The organism is Adlercreutzia sp. ZJ138 (assembly GCF_011038935.1).
Classification (GTDB): domain Bacteria; phylum Actinomycetota; class Coriobacteriia; order Coriobacteriales; family Eggerthellaceae; genus ZJ141.
Map to the genome: position 1 here is coordinate 14,420 of NZ_JAAKEA010000004.1, position 20,240 is coordinate 34,659.

General features: G+C 54.0%; 20 protein-coding genes. 1 reads left to right on the forward strand and 19 read right to left on the reverse strand.

Annotated features, from left to right (window positions below; genetic code table 11):
* Window positions 1-4: 4 nt before the first annotated feature.
* The 16 genes from pseB to ychF form a co-directional block, all read right to left on the reverse strand.
* Window positions 5-1,027 carry a UDP-N-acetylglucosamine 4,6-dehydratase (inverting) gene (pseB, locus tag G7Y43_RS02680; RefSeq protein ID WP_165043833.1) on the reverse strand — a complete coding sequence of 341 codons (1,023 nt, stop codon included), beginning with the start codon at window positions 1,025-1,027 and terminating at the stop codon, window positions 5-7.
* A 146-nt stretch (window positions 1,028-1,173) separates the two neighbouring features.
* The gene (locus G7Y43_RS02685) at window positions 1,174-2,556 is read right to left on the reverse strand and encodes a lipopolysaccharide biosynthesis protein (RefSeq protein ID WP_165043835.1); all 1,383 of its coding nucleotides are present in this window, start codon (window positions 2,554-2,556) and stop codon (window positions 1,174-1,176) included.
* Window positions 2,557-2,596: 40 nt separating this feature from the next.
* Window positions 2,597-3,964, reverse strand: coding sequence for a hypothetical protein (locus G7Y43_RS02690; protein WP_165043837.1), 1,368 nt, complete (start codon window positions 3,962-3,964; stop codon window positions 2,597-2,599).
* Window positions 3,957-5,267 (reverse strand): hypothetical protein, encoded by a 1,311-nt coding sequence (locus G7Y43_RS02695; protein WP_165043839.1) that lies wholly within the window; start codon window positions 5,265-5,267, stop codon window positions 3,957-3,959. Before G7Y43_RS02695 ends, G7Y43_RS02690 begins: the two co-directional genes overlap by 8 nt.
* A 36-nt stretch (window positions 5,268-5,303) precedes the next feature.
* Window positions 5,304-5,897, reverse strand: coding sequence for an acyltransferase (locus tag G7Y43_RS02700; RefSeq protein ID WP_165043841.1), 594 nt, complete (start codon window positions 5,895-5,897; stop codon window positions 5,304-5,306).
* On the reverse strand, window positions 5,898-7,022 hold the full coding sequence (locus G7Y43_RS02705; RefSeq protein ID WP_165043843.1) for a glycosyltransferase family 4 protein: 1,125 nt from the start codon (window positions 7,020-7,022) through the stop codon (window positions 5,898-5,900).
* Window positions 7,019-7,333, reverse strand: coding sequence for a sugar transferase (locus tag G7Y43_RS02710; RefSeq protein ID WP_165043845.1), 315 nt, complete (start codon window positions 7,331-7,333; stop codon window positions 7,019-7,021). Before G7Y43_RS02710 ends, G7Y43_RS02705 begins: the two co-directional genes overlap by 4 nt.
* Window positions 7,330-8,073, reverse strand: coding sequence for a sugar transferase (locus tag G7Y43_RS02715; RefSeq protein ID WP_165043847.1), 744 nt, complete (start codon window positions 8,071-8,073; stop codon window positions 7,330-7,332). Before G7Y43_RS02715 ends, G7Y43_RS02710 begins: the two co-directional genes overlap by 4 nt.
* A complete protein-coding gene (locus G7Y43_RS02720; protein WP_165043849.1) occupies window positions 8,063-9,955 on the reverse strand; it encodes a nucleoside-diphosphate sugar epimerase/dehydratase in 1,893 nt (630 codons plus the stop codon). The genes G7Y43_RS02715 and G7Y43_RS02720 overlap by 11 nt, the downstream gene beginning before the upstream one ends.
* 22 nt (window positions 9,956-9,977) lie before the next feature.
* A complete protein-coding gene (gene loaP / locus G7Y43_RS02725) occupies window positions 9,978-10,493 on the reverse strand; it encodes an antiterminator LoaP (protein WP_165043851.1) in 516 nt (171 codons plus the stop codon).
* A gap of 85 nt (window positions 10,494-10,578) precedes the next feature.
* Window positions 10,579-10,743, reverse strand: a complete 165-nt coding sequence (locus G7Y43_RS02730; RefSeq protein WP_165043852.1) for a hypothetical protein — start codon at window positions 10,741-10,743, stop codon at window positions 10,579-10,581.
* 205 nt (window positions 10,744-10,948) lie between these two features.
* Window positions 10,949-11,602, reverse strand: a complete 654-nt coding sequence (locus G7Y43_RS02735) for a CpsB/CapC family capsule biosynthesis tyrosine phosphatase (RefSeq protein ID WP_165043854.1) — start codon at window positions 11,600-11,602, stop codon at window positions 10,949-10,951.
* Window positions 11,603-11,627: 25 nt separating this feature from the next.
* A complete protein-coding gene (locus tag G7Y43_RS02740; RefSeq protein WP_165043856.1) occupies window positions 11,628-12,584 on the reverse strand; it encodes a CpsD/CapB family tyrosine-protein kinase in 957 nt (318 codons plus the stop codon).
* 3 nt (window positions 12,585-12,587) lie between these two features.
* Window positions 12,588-13,247, reverse strand: a complete 660-nt coding sequence (locus G7Y43_RS02745) for a YveK family protein (RefSeq protein WP_165043858.1) — start codon at window positions 13,245-13,247, stop codon at window positions 12,588-12,590.
* The gene (locus G7Y43_RS02750; protein ID WP_165043860.1) at window positions 13,247-14,614 is read right to left on the reverse strand and encodes an LCP family protein; all 1,368 of its coding nucleotides are present in this window, start codon (window positions 14,612-14,614) and stop codon (window positions 13,247-13,249) included. The genes G7Y43_RS02745 and G7Y43_RS02750 overlap by 1 nt, the downstream gene beginning before the upstream one ends.
* 347 nt (window positions 14,615-14,961) lie before the next feature.
* Complete coding sequence (gene ychF, locus G7Y43_RS02755; RefSeq protein WP_165043862.1) at window positions 14,962-16,035, reverse strand: redox-regulated ATPase YchF; 1,074 nt, start codon at window positions 16,033-16,035, stop codon at window positions 14,962-14,964.
* 460 nt (window positions 16,036-16,495) lie between these two features.
* Here ychF and G7Y43_RS02760 point away from each other — a divergent pair, with 460 nt between their 5' ends.
* A complete protein-coding gene (locus G7Y43_RS02760; RefSeq protein ID WP_165043864.1) occupies window positions 16,496-16,837 on the forward strand; it encodes a Veg family protein in 342 nt (113 codons plus the stop codon).
* Here G7Y43_RS02760 and rsmA read toward each other — a convergent pair.
* The 3 genes from rsmA to G7Y43_RS10655 form a co-directional block, all read right to left on the reverse strand.
* A complete protein-coding gene (gene rsmA / locus G7Y43_RS02765; RefSeq protein ID WP_241158131.1) occupies window positions 16,751-17,815 on the reverse strand; it encodes a 16S rRNA (adenine(1518)-N(6)/adenine(1519)-N(6))-dimethyltransferase RsmA in 1,065 nt (354 codons plus the stop codon). The genes G7Y43_RS02760 and rsmA overlap by 87 nt on opposite strands.
* Before the next feature lie 16 nt (window positions 17,816-17,831).
* On the reverse strand, window positions 17,832-18,887 hold the full coding sequence (locus G7Y43_RS10650; RefSeq protein WP_165043868.1) for a flavodoxin family protein: 1,056 nt from the start codon (window positions 18,885-18,887) through the stop codon (window positions 17,832-17,834).
* A gap of 197 nt (window positions 18,888-19,084) precedes the next feature.
* Window positions 19,085-20,230: a TatD family hydrolase gene (locus tag G7Y43_RS10655; RefSeq protein ID WP_241158119.1), complete on the reverse strand. Its 1,146-nt coding sequence runs from the start codon at window positions 20,228-20,230 to the stop codon at window positions 19,085-19,087.
* Between the last annotated feature and the right edge of the window lie 10 nt (window positions 20,231-20,240).

Here is a 20,240-nt window from a genome sequence, read left to right on the forward strand (position 1 = left end):
CCTCCTAGTAGTGGATGTCCATCTTGGATACCAGTCCACGCAACTGCTCGACAGTAAGCCACTCCGTATTCGTTCCAGAGTCATATACAAAGCCGGGTTCAACTTTCTTCCCGCCATGCAGGTCGACCTTGGATAAGTCGCACCACTCCATGTGCGGGTAGACGACGTAGTTTCTTTCGTACTCATAAGTGGTAAGCGAGTCGGCGGCGGGTACCATGCACTCATGGAGCTTCTCTCCCTCGCGAATGCCCACCTCAACCTGCTTGAGACCGGGCGCCATGGCGGTGGCAAGATCAGTTACCCTAAAGGACGGGATCTTTGAGATGAAGGTCTCGCCGCCTGTTGCCTCGGCGAGCGCCTTCACGACGAGCTGAATACCTTCGTTAAGCGAAATCCAAAAGCGCGTCATACGAAAGTCGGTAATGGGAAGTTCAGTAGCTCCCTCACGAATGAGCTTGTCGAAGAAAGGAATAACCGAGCCGCGTGAGCCTGCTACATTGCCGTAGCGTACAACCGAGAAGGTGGTTCCGCATTGCCCACGGTAGGCGTTGGCAGCCACGAACAGCTTGTCTGAGACGAGTTTGGTGCCGCCGTAGAGGTTCACCGGGTTCACAGCCTTGTCAGTGGACAAGGCGACTACCTTCTCGACCCCGGTGTCAAGCGCCGCATCGATGAGATTCATGGCACCATCCACATTGGTCTTGATGGCTTCCATCGGGTTATACTCGCAGGCAGGTACCTGCTTGAGTGCTGCAGCGTGAACAACGTAGTCGACATCGCCAAGAGCTCGACGCAGACGCGCCCCGTCACGCATGTCGCCTATAAAGAACCGGAGCTTGGAGTCGTAATCCTTGCCTGCGGCCCTTCCCAGCTCAACGAACTTATTTCGCATCACGAACTGCTTGTACTCGTCGCGCGAGTAGATGACCACCTTCCTGGGCTCGTAGTTCTCGAGCACGTACTGGGCGAACTCGTTGCCGAACGAGCCCGTGCCCCCGGTGACGAGTATCGTCTTGTCGTTGAGCATATGGGTACTTCCTTTCTTCTCAATGCGCCAGGGCAGACGCTAGGATTCCGTTGTCAAAGTGCAGGCGGGGACGGATTAAATGGCTCTTTATAAAAAGTTGGGGGATTTTACTGTTTTGGGGCATTTATGCCAGTAGTCGCATCCACTCATCTAATATCGCGATTCGCAACCCAATCACAAACAAATTTACGGACGGAAGAAATATGGGCACGATAAACAATCGTCGTCCCAAACAGAATCGCAACACCTAAAGCTAGGCGAAGTACAAACGCATTAAAAAGGACAGTATTTGACGCACAGATGCAAACAATGGCGCCACATACTAGTATGCTTCTCTTGGGATTTGCAACCATCTTGTAATAGCGTGCACCGATAACACTACTCATAATCAAATTAAAGCTAGAGCCCACACATGTACCAATACCCGCTGCTAGGCCACCAAGAAACGGCGCAAGCGCGAATGTCACCAGCGCATTGGCACAAACCGCACCGAAAGCAATAAGTGCCGCTACCCCAGACTTCATTTCCAGTATAATTCCGTAGTTTGTTGTCTCCGCAATGAGTCCAAATACAGGCGAGAGCATGAGAAGCATAAAATACGGCCTCGACGACTCATATTCCGACCCTACAAGCAGGTAAAGCACGTCCTGTCCCACAAGCACCAGCACAACCAAGACAATGGACGCAAGCAGAATGTAATCGTGCATTTTCTTTATTGTCGCCTGCTCGCTCTTATAATTCCTGTAAACATAGGGTGCCCAGAAGGTCTGAAACGCCTGCGAGAAAAGGTTGAAGCACGACGCAAGCGATACACCAAGCGAAACGATGCCAGCGTCGCTCCAGCGCCCGACAAAACCCATAACCATTCTTCCAACGGAAGGGTTTGCCTGTGCTACAACTCCGCTAAGCACACAGGGTAATCCAAATTTAAGAAGCGTAACTAGGCGCTCCTGATCGAGACGCGGTTTTTCGAAAATATGTTTTCTAGAGCGCCACGCAGCACCTAGCGAAGCAAGCGCCATGAGTACCGTGATGAAGATAACGCTGGGCGCAAAGTCAGTCGTAACCCATGCAATAAGCAGAAAAGAAACCTTGGTTATCAGAGTCTGCAAAATTTGCTGAACGCTATAGTCAACCACGCGTTCGTCCATACGAGCTTCTGTGTTGCATATTCGAAAGAGAACAACAGCCGCAGCATAGATAACAAGTGCAAGAATAGGCGCTAATTCGGGCGTTTCAAACAGTACGTTTCCCACAGCTTCATAGAAAGCGATGAGCGAGATAGAAACAACTCCAAGAGCAAGCAACGAAGTAAGCAACGCAAGAGTTGCCAACTGAGAGGATGTCATACCACGTGGCGGCTCATAGTAGAACCTGATGAAAGAGCTGTCCATCCCAAGTGGCAACATAGACATGAGAATTGCCCCGGCGGAAATAAACACTGATATTTTGCCATAGCTATCCGCAGGATAAAAGTACGACACCAATGGCACAAGGAGCAAAGTAACCAAAGCGCTGACGGCTGGCACGACTGCGTACCCGCCTATGCCCTTGAGCATACTCCGAGCGCTAGACATCTCTAATCTGTCTCTGTCGAAGCCGTGTCGGAGGAATTGTCGGAGAGTGTATTTCGGCCTTTTTGTTTTCATTGAAAAGGCCGAACACCCTAGCCAGAGCATAAACCACCATACAGTCGAACACAATCCAGTCCATACGTCCAATGTAGAAATAGTAAACGGGAGCAAATAAACAAACAGTCGCTACACATGGATAAAGCATACCGCACAAGATATTTGATTCTTTATATTGTTCGATCTTGGAGAACAGAAGCCCAAAGACAAATGCGGCAAATGGGGCGAGATAGATACCGAAGTCGATGATCAGACTCCATACGAAAGTCGAATATCGATTGAAAGAGCCCCCCAAATCGATGGCATACTGCCCTTGGGCAGCAATCAAGTTTACTCCTACGACAGAGGTCAGCTTCTGTACTATTCTCCCAATCTGTGAAAACCAGTAGGGAGAGTCAGGCGCGTAGTTGGTCACGAAATAGCAGAAGTAAGCGGGAGCCTGACCCAGATAGGCGAAGAAATTAAAGATTGCGTCCATAACTGTTTTTGAGAAGCCCCCGCTGGAACCGTAAAACGTAGCCCAAGGCTCGCGTATGCGCACATCACCAGTAACCGCCACCGACCAGTTAGTCGGCGCGATAATTCCTCTAGCATCCATCATGCCGACGAAAACCGCCAAAAGAACCGCCGCAACGGCGATAACAAGCAGAAGGACACCGATCTCCCTCAGTCTGATTTCGCCGATTCCTCTCTTGATCTTTTTTCTCTTGCGAAGCTTCGCAAAGAGATAGATAAAAAAATACGCAGCTGTGGTAAAGCGTGACCCCTGAATCAAATTACAGAATGCCATGCCGCAAAATCCGGCGAAGACCAGTGCGTTACCCGAGCGCTTAAGCGGAACGCAATTTACCTCAGCAAGAAGAAAACTCGCAACCCCGAGTTGCGTGAGAACGTTTAATATTTGCTCTACTGGCTTAACGCTTTCGCTCTCAGAAATGTCTGTCTCAGATAGAAGAAGCCTATTGGATATCACAAGATGAACAGTGAGAAACACAGCGCTGAGTAAAGCTATCGCGCTTAAAAAGAGAACCAAGGATCTCACTTTATGCTGAGAAACGCACACCGATATTCCTTTTGATACTTTACCTGAAGCAAAATATATATGTTTTCCCACACGTAAGCCCAGATAAAATACCAGAAAGACTAGGAGAAGGTACCATAATGCCCAATCACCATAGATCTCCCAGCGGAGCGGGCCCAGAAAGAGCGTTCCGAACACAATCGCACAGCCAATGAGAAACAAGCTGGCCACCGATGGGGTGCGCCCCGCGAAGCGAACTACATTATCTTTCAATTTGTCAGACATAAAGCCCGCACCACATACGTAATGCAGCGGCAACCTCAGCTACAACGTTCTCGCCCATCGATACAGAGTCGTAATACGAGGTAGGGTACATATCTGACAGCAGTCCACGCACGAACTCCCGACCTCCAAAAGAAGTATCAAGCTGTCTGGACAAATCCCCTAATCGCACATAGTCCACAACGAAGCAGTTGGGATGGAGGTCAGAGTAGTAATTCCCCTCGAGCGAAAGGACGCGTTTGCCACGCAGAAGAGCCTCAACCCCAACCGTTCCATCATCAACAAGAACATTGTCGAAAGCTCTCAGCATGCTATTGCTTCTCACCATAGCGTGCACAAGACGCACATTCTCGTAATTCGAAAGTCTCTCATAAAAGTTAAGCTCGCGACGCCCGAACATCGCCGGATGCTCCTTGACGTAGAACATAACAGACGGGTCAGAACGCTCGATGACGTCACAAACATAATCGGAATAACCTAAAGGCGCAACACGATTAAGCCAATAACTCGTACTCGCTTCTGGGACATAATGGAGCGGAAAATAAATAGACTGTCTAACATCCACGTCATAATCTTCCATGTCGTGAAGGATAGAACTCCAGCCTTTACAATAGAAGTCACTAAGCTTGCGTTCCCTCAGCATTTCCGTTGCATACAACTGGTTATCCTGGTCGCCGTGAATCAACCTCCGAACCGGATTTACGAAAGATTCGATTATTCGTCTGCGCAGATAGAATCGAATAGCACTAATGTCACTTTTTTTGATGTTCTTTTCTTCCGACTTAGGAAGAAATCCATCCTCAGACAGCAGTTTATAAACCCTCTGAACCTCATCATCACTAACCTTGCGTCCAAGACGCATACGTTCTCCATATGTGGTGAACATCATGTAGCCCTTGATGAATGAGGCAACGAAAGATACGAAGGGAATTCCGCGATCCTTTGCTATTTTCGCGCAGACATCCGAGCAGTAGCAATCGATGGCATAGGAATAGACTAAGTCGAAATCCTTTTTGTCGAAAAGCCCTTCAAGGCCCGCCCACACTCTACCAACAACGCGACGTGCCCGAGTGACATCGCAGTTCACCAGAAACCTGTCTCTGGAAACAACATCTCTAAAAACATCCTCCGTTAATGTAGCTTCAAGCGATGTTTGACCCCCCGCATACAGATACTCTCCAAGCCACACATCAGCAACTCCACGTTCTTCGGAGTAGCTCGTTATCTCGGCATTTGGGAATACGCACCGAAGAACTTCATAGTCAAAGTCCCTCCGCCATTTTCTGGTATAGAGCAAGATGTTCATAACGGATACCTCTTATCTCCCACTGTTGTCAGTCGTTCAATCGATCCCAGTTTCGCCTAACGATTCATCCACTACAGAAAAAGCAATGGATGTATCTCTCTTTTGAACGATGAGGGAATGATCTGAATACGAGCCGTTGAGCACACATCCCGCACCAATAACGCAGTTGTCCCCGATCGTAGTCCCTCGAAGAATGATAGTTCCTGCCCCGATCCAGCAGTTCTCTCCGATGAGAACTTCGCCGTACTTGAAGGACCCCTCTTTAAGTCCCCCTCTTGAGCGAAAATCATGGTCGTGATCGTAGACGAGAACGTTCGGGCCGAACTCACAGCCAGACCCAATCGACATTTTGAGTCTGCAATTGAACTGACATCCGGAATTCAAGAACACGTCGTCGCCGAATTCCAAGACGCCGTCTCCCTGAACGCTGAACCTGCAGCCTCCGCGAGTCCTCAGCCTTTTTCCAAAGTTGATTGATGATTTGCTCGAAAGGGCTATCGAGTCGCTCAGAGCCAAGCAGGTAACTGGTGAATAAGAAAAGTGCTGCCTGTGAACGATCTTCCCACCAAGAAACCGAATGTTCGTAGTAAACACCCGCGCTGCTGCCACTATCGTTTTCTTAACTTGCATCTAGTTCTTTATTCCCATCGTCTTGCAGATGACGTCGTTCACCTTGCGCACGTCGAAGAGTTCCTCGGCCATGCATCTACTTGTCTCGCCCATGCGCTCCGCGAGCGTCGAGTCGTCGATGAGCCTAGTCATCGCCTCGGCGATGACCTCGGGGTCCCTCGGCGGCACAAAGAAGCCGTTCTCACCGTCGCGCACGACCTCGCGGCAGCCCACGGCGTCCGCCACGATGAGCGGCCGTCCCGTCGCCATGGCCTCAAGCGCACTTTTGGGCGTGCCCTCACCGTAGTAGCTAGGCAGCACAAAGCAGCTGCAGCGCTCCAAAAAGGGCTGTACTTCGCTCGGTCTCTTCTCCCCTTCGTATTCGACAGTGCCGTCATTGATGTATTGACGCAGTTCTTCGGGTTTAAGCGCCGTGGGATTCGTATCGAAGGGACCAACCAGGTGAAAACTCACCTCTGGGTGAATGGATTTCACAACGCGAGCGGCTTCCAGATAATCAAATACTCCCTTACCACGGACAAGCCTACCAACGAAGAGAAAGGATGTTTTGGCGGGAAGCGGCCGCATCGGGTACTTCCCGAGATTTACCCCAGACCCACGAACCATAACGACCTTGGCATGATCGACAATGCCAAGATCTTCAAATAACTTCACGTCCTCTGAATTTTGGAAGAATGCACTGCGTACGTTTTTGAAAGCTCGACGGTACTGCATAGAAACCACCTTGCGTACCGCTCTCGACTTGGTGTCATCTGCATGAAACACAGACCCCAGGCCGCCCATCATTACATACACCTCTTCGATTCCCGCTGAGCGCGCAGCTAGTGTGCCGTATATGTTGGGCTTAGCTTGATACGTGAAAACCTTGTCCGGACGCTCACTCCGCAAAAGAGACCTCAGCTCATACTGGGTCTTTATATCTGCTATAGGGTTCGTGCCATTGCGAGAAACACGGTAACGTCGGTAACCCACTTCGTGACTGGAGAAATACTCCACCCATTCTTCTTCAGGCTCATCTCCGAAAACGACAACTTCGCAACCTCGATGTACGAACTCATCGATCATGTCAATACGAAAGCGCGGAATTGTATTTGTGGCAGCGGTAATGACGGCGATCTTTGTCATCTTGCTCCATCCCCTGTGAATATGGTCTTCACGGTGAGCCACACAATACGAAGATCTAGTCCTATGCTACGGTTTTCTATGTACTCAATGTCGTAGAGAACCTTCTCTGTAGGCAACAGATCATAGCCGCCACTTACCTGGGCCAGGCCAGAAAGGCCTGGGCGCACCAGCGTGCGGTAATGCCAACCATGAATGCGCTCTTCAAACGCTTCACAAAACGCCGGGCGTTCTGGGCGTGGACCTATCAGGCTCATATCGCCTTTGAGAATGTTCCAGAACTGAGGGATCTGGCAAACAGCCAGAATTCTCACTGCGCTGCCCCTTCGCCTTCGTGTCCTGGTACCGTTGTTTCCACAACTTCGGAGCCGGATAACTTCGAGAACGTGCCTATGAGGCACTTAAGATCAAAGGCAATGCCGCGCCTGCGCATGTATTCGCCATCGAGTGCTGACTTGGCTTCAATAGTTAATTCATCACGGCCGTTAATCTGTGCCCAACCGGTAAGGCCAGGGCGCACTTCGTTGGCGCCGTACTTGTCACGCTCGGCTACCAGGTCAAACTGACTCCAAAGGGCAGGTCTGGGGCCGACCACACTCATGTCACCTTTAAGAATGTTGATCAACTGCGGCAGCTCATCTAGGCTGTACTTGCGCAGGGTTGCGCCAATGGGTGTCATCCATTGGTTGGCATCAATCATGTGACTAGGCAAATCTGGCGTATCGATTCGCATGGTACGAAATTTATAGATACAAAAGAGTTTCTTGCCCTTGCCAACTCGTCGCTGCTTGAAGAGGACAGGGCCGGGACTCGTCACCTTGACTGCAACTGCTGTGCCCGCGATAAGCCACGAGAGCAAGATAAGCCCACACCCACTCGCAGCAATATCGAAGGCGCGTTTGATGAAGCGATACCCACATCTATCGTCAAGCTGCAGTTCTTCTCTTACCTGCGCAGGTGTTGTGGTAAGTCCATAGACTGCAGGAGCACCTTCCACTGACACACCTACCGTAGCCTCTTTCGGAGTTGCGACACCCTCAAGGCTACGCAGCATGCGGGCCATCCTTCTCGCCTTCTAGATCTGGTCTGTATGTCGGCACGGATTCGGCAAGTGCCCGTTTGACGTCGTCGTTACTCCCGCTCAGATGGGCCTCAAGCCGCGCAAGGCGCGCCCGCACGTCGTCGGCTTCAGGGGCAATCGCGCGACTCACCGTGATATCAGGGTTGTCAGTGGGCAACGGTTCATCCTCGTCCATGAGTAGCTCTTCGAACATCTTTTCTCCCGGGCGCAAGCCCGTTTCTCTGATCTCAATGTCGCGACCCGGTTCCAAACCCGAAAGACGCACCAGGTTTTCTGCCAAATCCCAAATGCGAACGGGTTCACCCATGTCCAAGATGAAGATCTCGCCACCTTCCGCCATGGCGCCTGCGGCGATAACAAGTCTTGATGCCTCAGGGATGGTCATGAAATAACGAGTGATGTCACGATGCGTGACCGTGATAGGGCCACCTCCTGCAAGCTGACGCTTGAACAGTGGTATCACGCTACCGTGAGATCCTAAGACGTTACCGAATCGCACGGACACGAACACCGTGCTGGAGTGAGTCGCGTAGCATTGTGTAATCATTTCGCACATGCGCTTGGTAGCACCCATAACATTGGTGGGGTTGACAGCTTTGTCCGTTGATATCAGGATGAAATGGGAGCAACCACGCTCGTGAGCAAGCTTCGCCACATTCAATGTGCCAAAGACGTTGTTCTCCACAGCCTCTCGCGCGTTTGTCTCCATAAGAGGAACGTGCTTGTGGGCTGCAGCATGAAAAACGACATGCGGCTCATAATCGTCGAAGCACTTCACCAGTGCAGGAACGTGGGTAATGGAACCAATTTCTACCTTCAGGCCAATACCTACACCCTCACACCACTCCTTGATCTCATGATAGAGTTCGTAAGCCGTATTCTCGTACACGTCGAAGAGCACAATCTGGGCAGGGTGAGCAGGAAGCAATTGACGCACAAGCTCACTTCCAATGGAGCCACCCCCGCCTGTCACCAACACGCACTTGCCGGCAACATACCCCATCTGACCCAAATCGAGCTTCACTTCATCGCGAGCCAAAAGGTCTGCAACGTCCACTTCACGCAAGGGGATTCTCTCACCCAAATCCCTCGGCATGTCTTGAATAAGCGGCAAGGTGAGCGTACGCACACCTGTCTGAACACACAGCCCATAGATACGATCACGCTGGGCTTTGGTGGAACGCGGCATAGCTAACACGATTTGATCGATACGTCCAGAAGAACAAACCTCTGGGATAAGGTCACAACTTCCTGCCACCTTCACACCATGGATGTAGCGGCCCATCTTTGACAGGTCATCATCTACCAAAGCTACCGGAACACCCGGAATGTCAGGACTTCCTGCCAGCATGCGCCTTACGGTAAGAGCACCTGTTTCTCCTGCTCCTACCACAAGTGAGCGGGGAAGACCACTTCGCTCACTAACGCCAAGAATTGACCAGCCTTTGCTTCCTGAGTACAAACGGATGGCAAATCGACTTGCTCCGCAAACGACAAGTAAGACAAGCCAGGCAACTGCATACACGCGAAATGGCAAGCGTTGCCCAAACGCCACGGCACTCGCTACATCAGCCACAACAGAGGCCATAAGTGTTACAAGAACAACTCGTGCCAGTTCATCAACACTGGCATACTCCCAAAGCGAGCTGTACATCCGCCCGAAAGCGAACACAGCTACGTTGATTCCAGCAATCACCGCTACAATCTGCGCGAAGTCGCCCAAGTCCAAAACGACATCGAACACGCCAGTGCCCCATGCCGCAACAATGTAGGCAACCGCTGTTGCGACGACGTCGAGAACAACCAGAGGCAACGCCTTTATCAGCGCTCGTGCCTTACCCGTGCCGGGAACCATGCTTCCCTTCTGTATTCCCTTGTCAAGCTTGTTTTCGAACAATTTCTAGACCTAGTTTGATTGCCTTTTGGCGTCCCATGATGGTCATGTTTAGATACGCGAGCCGTTTGTGACGATCGATCTTTTTGATATGTCCCGTCTGCCCTAAAAGCGGCCCGTTGAGAATCACCACGTTGTCGCCTTCAATCACGCCCGTCGACAACTCCGCCACACGCGTGCCCGGTTTTGCAAATGCGTTAATGAAGGCGATTTCTTCTTTATCCAAAGGAGCAAACGTATCGTTGTTGCGCAGGATTTTCGTGAATAGGGGCACGTTTTTTCGCAGCTCTGATTCCAGTTTTGCCGGATCATCCGTAACCACGAACACATAGCCCGGAAGCATCACGTCGGCGCGCTTTACCCACACGCCGCCAATGCGCTTCATGATTTCACATCGAGGAATGAACAGTTCCTGAATGACAACGGTGTCCACTAGCTTTGCAATGAGGTTGAGTGCATGCTGCTCACGGCCACCTATGGTTTGTATGACGTACCACATGGCTCCACCTCCTTGCAGTTCGCAGAGCAAAGCTTGGTGCCGGCTGTTTTGTAGCCGTTCAATAGCCACAAAACAGCCGGCACCACTAAGCCCGTCGCTTATCAAATTCTTCAACAAGCAACTTGTAAACACATGCGCGCAAATGCGCGCACAGCTTCGCCCTGATGACCTTGGTCACCACGTCAACAACGACTATTCGCTCCTTTGGATCCTCGAAACGCGCACCCAGCGACGATTCCGCGATTCCCAAAGTATGTATCTATCTCATCGGCCTTGCCTTGCGGCGCAACCGCTGAAACCTTGTTTAAGACGCGTCGGTATTTCCTCCCCCTTAGCGCCTCATCTATGGCGCAGTTTCCCGCCACGAAAGCAATTCTTTACCATTGCACCTGCAGCGGGAAGTATGCTTCCACCCTACCACACTTTCGCGGCGTTACGCCGCACAAACCCACGCTTTACAGTCTAGCGTGCGCTCCACACGTTCGATAGTTCGCGCGCGCTTCTGACAAATACGTGTAGTGCTCCGTGCGATGCGCGTCGCTCGCGATGTAGCTATACAGCCCTTGCTCGAACAATGCCTGCGCCGGCTTCTTTTCGCGACCTAATCGCCCACCGCGCACGAAGTCAGCCGATGCCTGCAGCTTGCATCCCATATGTGCCAGCCGCCGTGCCAAGCTCACATCTTTCTGAATGGCCGCGTAGCGTTCCGGATGCGCAATAATCACGCGGTAACCGCGCCCCTGCAGCTCGTAGATCGTGCGCTCGTATTCCACGAAATCCGAGGCTTTCGCCCGCGATGACAGTTCCAGCAGGAAATCCTTACTGCCGTCGAAGTGCAGATAGTCGGCCCAATGTAGCCCCAGCTCCATCAACTTGGAGTGGTTCACCTCAAATCCCATTTGCAGCGGAAACCCACCCGCGTGAGCTTTCAAAAGCTCGAAAGCATCCCACATAGCCTCGTAGTTGAAATACGGGTCGCGGCAATGCGGCGTGCACACAATGCTGGTTACACCCGCACGCTTAGCTGCTTCAAGCATGGCCAAGCTCTCCGCCAAGTTTGCGGCACCGTCATCTACACCAGGTAATATGTGGCAATGAATATCGCGCACCGCTTCGCCTTCTTCGCTTCAGCTCTTAACGGCTCTTCCGCGCTCCATTTGCACGGTACGCGCCCGAGTTTCGACTGTACTGCGACGCCGACTGGTTGGCCGTACTCGGTGCCGCTGATCCAGCTGACCCCACGCCGCTCACGTTCGCACTCGAACCGGCACTTACGCCTGTGGTTGCTGCTTTCGTACGGCCCGACTTCGGTGAGGCCGGTCTTGCCGCGCTCGTGCTCGATGGCGCGTAGCTACCACTCCACGACTCGGTATTGAGCTGCGGCGCATCGTCGGAAGACGAACCACTTCGGCCCGACTTCTTCACGCGTTTTCCGTCCTTGTTGTAGTACGCATAGTAATACTCGCTGCTTTCCATCTCGCAGTAGTTCATCACTACGCCGATTACGTTCGCCTCGGCCTTTTTCAGCTGTTCGTAGGCGTCTACGAGCGTCTGGCGCTTCGTAAAGTTCTCGCGAACCACCAGTATTGTTGCATCCGCCAACGAGGACAACACGGCAGCGTCTACGAACGTACCCACCGGCGGCGTGTCGAAAATTACATAATCGTAGGCTTCTTCCAACGTTTTCATCAGACGGCGGAAGCGCTTTGATGCCAAGATGTCAGCCGGATTGGGAATGTGCGGCTCGGCATCGAGGAAGTACATGTTTTGCTGGCGCGTGGAAACCACTGCAGCATCCAACGTCGCTTGATCTGACAGCACGGCATACAAACCCGAGCGGGCATGCGTACCCAAGTCGTCGGCAAGCGAACGGCGACGCATGTCGCATTCCACCAGCAGCACCTGCTTGCCTGACGTGGCAATAGCCTGCGCAAGGTTAAGAGACACCGTCGACTTACCCTCATTTGGAATGGAGCTTGTAATCACGATCGAGCGAATGGGATTGTCCACGCCCATGAAACGGATGTTCGCAAGCAGCGTCTTCGCCGCGTTCTGCACTTCGAGCTTGCTCGCCTGAGCTTTCTTCGCCATGGCCTACTTGCCCTCCTTCATTGCGGGGATTCGCCCAATCACGGGCAACCCCAGCAATTCCTCGACGTCCTCGGCGTTGCGAGCGCGCGTGTTCAACATGTCAGCGAGAACTACCAGAGCGATAGCTAGGAACAGGCCAGCCAAAAGCGCCACCGCCGTGTACATGAGCCGATTCGGGCCGCTCGGGCTTTCAGGCGTTTCCGCCTGATCAATGGCGTTCACGCTCTGCACATCCATGACTTCCTGCGCCACCACACTCGCCTGCTCGGCAAGCTTGTTGGCGATGATAGCCGTGCTCTGCGCATCCTCGCCCGTTACCGACAGCGTGATCACGCGCGTGGTGGTAGCGCTGGTAACCTCAATGGTGTAGTCGTTCAGGCTTTCCATCTGCAGCGCTTCGGCTGTATCGTTCATCACACGGTCGCCCTCGATGAGCGTAGCCACGTCGTTGGTAAGCATCTGACTAGCCGTGAGGTCTTGGTTGTTCAGACCGCCAGTTTCTTCAGTGCTCTTCGTGAGCACGTACATACTCACTGACGAAGTGTAGGTGTTCGGCAGGAACAAAAACGCCACCAAAGCCATGGCAACGCCGCATGCAAGTGGCAGCGCAATCATCAGCTTCAAATGCTTGCGCATAAGTTGAAGTAGTTCGAGCAACGTCATTAGTTGTTCACCTCCGGGGCAACATCATCCGTGGTTAATCCTGCATTAGCCGCCAAATCGGCGTAATCGCGCGGCGCCGGCGAGTTTGGAGCAGCACCCAGAGCAGCATTGTCCAGCTGCTCTTGCGGAATGACGGCGTTTTTATCGTTGGGGTCAAGCCCTGCATCAACCCGCTGCATCATGGCGCGCCATTCGTCAAACATGGGGCACACATAGCTGATGCCATCGACGTTGTAGCTGTAGCTTGGACATGCCGCGGAATACATGGTAAGGTTTTTGCCTTGGAACTTCTGCGCAAGCGGCACGAGATCGCTCATGGCTAGGTCGGTCGACACGCAGCCTGCCAAGTTACCGATAAGCCCCGGCATCTCAACTGGTGACGCCGCCAAAATCTGCTTGATAATAGCTTCCACAATAATGCGCTGCGCCTGAGCACGACCGAAATCGCCGCCCGACACGTTGTAGCGCTCGCGCGCGAACGCCAACGCCTGATCGCCATTAAGCAGCTGTTCGCCCGCCTGTAAGCTAACGCCACCACTGCCCGAACTAAACCCTTCAGGCACGTTCACCCATACGCCACCAAGCATGTCAACCAGAGTTTTCAGTTCATCGAAATGAATTTCGGCATAGTGGCTAATGGGAACACCTGCAAACTCCGACACCGTCTCTACTGCACCCGCCGGCCCACCAAACGTGTACGCGGCGTTGATTTTCTGCGTTCCCTGGCCTTCGATGGTGACCATGGTGTCGCGCGGAATGGAAATGAGATCAACCTGCGCCGATGCGGAGTCGATGCGAGCCAACATAGTTACATCGGAACGGCTTGCTTCATCACCGCGCGCATCGCTGCCCAAAAGCAACATATAGAACGGCTCATCAGATTCCTTCACCGATACGGCAGGTGCCAGCGCCTCTTTCAAGTCGGCGGCCTGCTGCTCGTCTTCGATACTCATGGATTTCCCGAGCGAGCCAACCCATGCGGCGAACGCAAGTCCCAAGCCTACGATGATCGTAAGCAGCACTGCGAACACGATGAGCGCGATTTTTACGCCTTTGTTCTTTTTCTTCTTGACCTTAATCAAGCCGTCAGATCCAAAGGTCTCAGCACCGTACGCACCAGCTGCACCGTACGCACCCGAACCAATACCGCGCACACCCGAGCCAGCACCATAAGGCGCACCACTATACGATGCACCGCGCGTGACAGGAACAAAACCGGATTGCGGAGCGGGGGCATGCGTTTGCGTTCGCGTATGTGTCGATGCGGCGGGCACTTGTGTATGCGCAGGCGCGGCATGCGCACCTGCGGCGGACCTACCTGCAGAGGGCACCCCTTTGGGAGAGCCTCCGCCGCGCGGCACGTTCATGCCCCGACCTTTTCCGACAGGATGCACCTGCCCAGGCCGAGGCTCGTATCGATGTCCATTTGTATCAGCCATTCGGATTGCGCGATGAGCGCTTCCTTTCGTTTTGCCTCTTACCCCTGCGAAACACAGCGCCGCTTCCGAAGCGACGCACCACAATGAGTCGTATGGGCGCTTAAAACCAAAATGCAATTATAAGCAACCCCCTCGCAAACAAAAGGGAAAGGCCAATCTTTTTCCGAAATATGGCGAAAACCCATGTTTAGCGCCCTGCCCAAAAGCTCATGCAAGTTGGTGCAAAACGATCGAAGAACACACAAACCGTACGCTCAGCAAAGCTTTGATCTTGCTTACACGTTGAACTTGAAATGCATCACGTCGCCGTCTTGGACTACGTAGTCTTTACCCTCTTGGCGCAGTTTGCCTGCATCGCGGCAGCCTTTTTCGCCACCGAGTGCCACGTAGTCTTCGTAGCTGGCGGTTTCTGCCTTAATGAACCCGCGTTCGAAGTCGGAATGGATAACGCCTGCCGCCTGCGGGGCCTTCGCTCCTACGGGAATAGTCCATGCGCGCGATTCCGTTTCGCCGCTGGTGAAGTAGCTTTGCAGCCCCAGCAACTGATACGCACCGCGAATCAGGCGCGCCAACCCGCTTTCGGATAGCCCCAGCACTTCCATGTACTCGGCGGCCTCATCGGGGTCCATCTCGGCCAGTTCGGCGATGTCGGCTTCCACCTTCGCACAAATAGGCACCGGCACGCAGCCGTCGATTTCAGGCAGCTCGGAAGCAACTTTATCCTCGTCGACGTTGGCAATGTAGAGCATCGGCTTCATAGTGAGCAGATGGAGTTCGTAAATTGCCGCGGCATCTTCGTCAGACAAGTCTAGCGTGCGGGCGCGGTGCCCATCGTTTAAACCTTCGAGCACACGCTTGGCAACTTCTAGCTTGAGAGCATTGTCTTTGTCGCGCTTCGCTTCCTTTTCCAAACGCGGCAGGGCCTTCTCCACCGTGGCAATGTCGGCCAAAATGAGCTCGGTCTTAATGGTTTCAACGTCACTTTGCGGATCAACCTTGCCTGTTACGTGCGTAACGTCGGGATCTCCAAAGAAGCGCACCACCTCGGCAATAGCATCGGTTTCGCGGATGTTTGCCAAAAACTGGTTTCCCAGGCCCTCTCCTTGACTGGCACCTGCCACCAGACCGGCGATGTCAACGAACTCCACCGTCGCCGGCACAATGCGCGCCGGATGATCGATTTTAGCCAGCTCGTCCAAACGGGAATCGGGAACCGGTACCACGCCGACATTCGGCTCGATAGTGGCAAAGGGATAGTTCGCAGCCAAGCCTCCTTTGTTGGTGAGAGCTGTAAATAGCGTCGACTTGCCAACGTTGGGCAACCCTACGATACCAATAGAAAGTGCCATGGAGCTTCCTTCTCTTCCGCTTTGATGCTTGCGTTCTCTTGCGTGCGTGCGCTGCTTGAGCTTTGCACGTGCGCTTGCGCTCTGCGCGCCGCGCGAATACCTAACCGGATGATGATAGCACGCTTGCATAGTACGCGCGTTCATATCGTACGAAAGCACCACGTCGAACAATGCAGCCGAACGGCGCGACCACCCTATGCAGAGCAGAGCACCGCTGCACCCTCACGCGCTTTCAATCAAGCTATTTAACAAGCACAGCCGCTTTGACAACAACGAGCGAGACTGCATGTAATACACAATTCGGAACAATTTTTCAAAAAATCAATTTGGCGACATTTCGCCTCTTATTTAACCGTTTGACCATTTCATGAGCGCGTTATGCAGATTCTATAGATGCTTGACTCGCGTGATAAAATTTGTGCCGTGATGACTCTGTACTAGCACAATGAGGATGGAAAGCATGGAACTAGCAAAGCAAGCAAAAATCGTCGACTCCATTCATGACACGCTGAACGACTTTGTCGGACAGCGTTTGAAGGTGCGCGCGAACATGGGCCGCTCGAAGATCGTTGAGAGCGAAGGCGTGCTCATGCAGGTGCATCCGCAGCTGTTCATCATGGAAGTCGATCGTAAGCGTGGCCGCACCGCGCGTCAATCATATCAGTATGTCGATGTACTCACCGGCATGGTTGAGCTGTCGCAAAACGGCGAACCACTATTCGAGCCCTTTGTACCCGACGCTCCCGATCCTATGGACACGCTCGAGCATAAAGACTTTCATCGCGAAACTGTGCTGCTGTAGCGCGGCACCTAAGCGTATGAATTCTTCGAGCTCGAGCGTTTCCCCCCGACGCGTCGTTTCGATTCCCGCACTAGCTAGCAACTCAGGAATATGAGTGACAACCGCAGCACCCGCTTCTCCCCTACCTGCAAAAAACGTCTTGCACGAGTTCGCGATGGTCTTGCGGCGACTCGCAAACGCCGCATCGGCCATCAAGCACGCTGCATCGACCAGCTCACGAGAGGCAGGGCTGTTGTTGATTCCGGCGCATTCATACCTATCAAGCCTGATCACTGAACTCTCCACACGCGGCGGCGGAAAAAAGTTGCCCGGCCCCACCGCAAAGCGGCCCGCCGGACGCGCGAACAGGCGAAGCTTCACCGTGTAGGCACCGTAGTTCTTCGTGCCGGGACATGCACACATGCGGTCGGCTACTTCTTTCTGCACCATAACCGTAGCGCTCTCCAAACTAGAGAGCTGCTGGAAATAGCCCAGCACCACTGTGGCGGCAACCGCGTACGGTAGGTTCGCCACCAACTTGTTCGGCAACGCTGCAACATCCCCATCGACCGGCATTGCAGAGTGCTCATCGGTCGGCGTCTCAAGACACCCATCAGTTGTCGTCGCGGGGTACCGTTTCTGTTCCACATCAGAAGGAAGCAGATGAAGCGCATCCTTTTGAATAAGACGGAAGCGATCGGCCCATGGTGCGCACGTTTCGTTAAGCACGGCAGGCAGGTCGGCGTCGATTTCCACCGATGTCACAAAGCCAGCAGTTTTCAGTAACGCGATGGTCAGCGTACCAATGCCGGGTCCTACCTCGAGCACCGAGTCGCGCGGCGTCACACCAGCAAGCTGGATGATCTTGCGTACAATAGCATCGTTTACAAGGAAGTTCTGACCGAACGAATACTTCGTCGAGAGTCCATGGGTGTCTAGTACCGCACGCGTTGCCGACACGTTGGCTAGTGGGGAAAGCGTGGCCGCAGCACCATCCAAGCCCGCTTCCCGCAAGTTAGCCACGACGCTTTCCGTTTCGTCCAGCAGCCCGAGCACTCCCTTGGCCACCCTTGCCACGAGACGGCTTGTTTGTGCGCCCGCCTTGACCTTGACCAGGCTTCTTTCGCTTGTCGTGTTCGGCAGCAACACCGGGCTTTGCGCCATTTAACCCCAAATCAAGATGCGGTTTTCCGCCCGTTCGCTTCTTGGAGGCATCCTTCTGAACGTCTTTCCGCACGTCCTTTTGCGAACTCTTTTGGGCGCCCTTTTGTGCATCCTTTTGGGAGCTCTTCTGCGCATCGGCCTGCCCAGCATTGGATTCGCCGAGGGCGATGATGTTACCCGTATGTGCTTGCGGTCGCCTTGGCGACACGTCGTACACAACAGCCTCTTCGACGATCTCACCGGCATCGTCAATGCGGCCCACCCAATCGAGCACCGTATCTAAACGGAAGCCCGCCACCGCAAGCGCCGACTTCACCACAGTAATGAGCGCATCGAAGCCATGCGGGTCGCCACCTTCACCTACCACGTGCAGCGTCGCCGGGCGCTTAACGCCCTTGCGCGCGTTAGTCCAGAAATAAGGTTGCAAGCGATCGAGCAGCGCTTTGAGCTGCGACGGTGCACCCGCGAAGTACACCGGAGACACCACCACCAGCTCGTCGGCGGCATCGATGAGCGGATAAACTTCCTGCATGTCGTCACCAATCACGCACGCCGGCGTGCTGTCGGCATCATTGTCGGCCACGCTATCGGCGTCGCAGCGCGCACAAGCTTCCGGCGCGGCGGTTTCGTCCGCATCGTTCACATCGCCTACATCGGCGCCACCCGCGTGCCCACCGTTCTTTCCATCATCACCATCAGCACCGGAGCTCTCATCGCGCACGCCGCACCGCATGGGCATGCAGCAGGCGCACCCTATGCAACCCGCAATGTCGAGCGTCGACACCGGAACGAGCGCCACCTCTTCATCGGGATGCTCTTCAATACACGACTCGAACAACAGGTCGGCAAGCGCCGCACTGCGCCCATTCACCCGCGGCGAACCAACGATTATCAGCCGGTTTGTCATCTTATCCCCTCACTTGAAGCCAGTGGCCCCGTCGTTTCTCCGCCTCAGTCCTGTGCGCCCCTGTTCGCAATGCTCACGGCGCGCAAATTATCTAGGGAAACACTGATTAATTCCGCCAGCCTTGCACTGACGAACCGGTATCTGAGAATTTCAGACCTCATTTACGCACGTCAGTGCGCGCATTCGGTCTTCAATCCTCAGGTATCCGCCTCGCCAGCGCAAGGCAAGACGGCTTTAATCAGTGTTTCCCTAGCGCATACGTAATCGTGCGCGTGCGTTTCTTGCCACGGCGTGCGCGGGCGATCCAAAAACGCACGCGCATTGAGTTCGAGTTGTTCAAGCAACGCCTGGCGCTCGGTGCCCGGAGCACACCCGCGAACCTCGGCAAGACGGGCCGCCGTAAACAGAACATGCGCCGGCTCGCATTCCACACCGCGCAATGGAACGGGGGTCATGTACGGAGAATCGGTTTCGGTGAGCAGCCTGTCTGCGGGAACGCGCGCCGCAGCGTCGCGGATGGCCTCACCACTGTTAAACGTCAGCGCCCCGCCGAACGCCACATAGCACCCCGCATCAACCCAGGGAGCAAGCGTTTCCCAATCGGACGTGAAACAATGCAACAGCACACCAGCCTTTGGCCAGCCTTGCTCCTCCAAAATGGAGAACGCGTCGTCATGAGCCTCCCGCACATGTAGCGCCACAGGCAGCCCCGTTTCGTGTGCGAGCTGAATTTGGCGCGCAAACACGCTTTTCTGTGCAGCGCGCGGCGACAGGTCGTAATGGTAATCGAGCCCGATCTCGCCGATAGCAGCAACGCGTGCGCAAGTTAGGTGGCGACGCAACGCACGTTCCACATCAGGCGTCCAATCCTTCGCATTGTGAGGGTGCACTCCTACGCACAACCGCACGTTCGGCAAGGACGGCACGGGCGATACAGCGCCGTACGCTGCAGCTTCGCCCCCTTCCCCACCGCACGCCAATGCGGACACCGGGGCCGCTGCCGCAGCAGCTGCCGTACCCATCGGATCAGTCGCCGCAGCCGTGTTCGCCAGAAGCTGCGGCAACAGCTCTTCAGCCTCGCGCAGCCAACCATCGAGTGCAGCAAACGGCGTATTACCGTCTTCCACTTCGTCAATAATAAGTCCCAAAAGCGGCATCCCATACGCTGCCGCGCGCGCAAACGCCAGCGACGGATGCTTCAGATAGTGAACGTGGGCATGCGTGTCGACAACCGGAACCTCAAGCTTCGGCGCGGCAACCACCTTGTACGTGCCGCTCTTCCGCCGAACGCGGAAGAGCGCATCGCAAAATGCCTGATTATTGTCACAGCTTTCGTCGGACATGCCCTCAGTG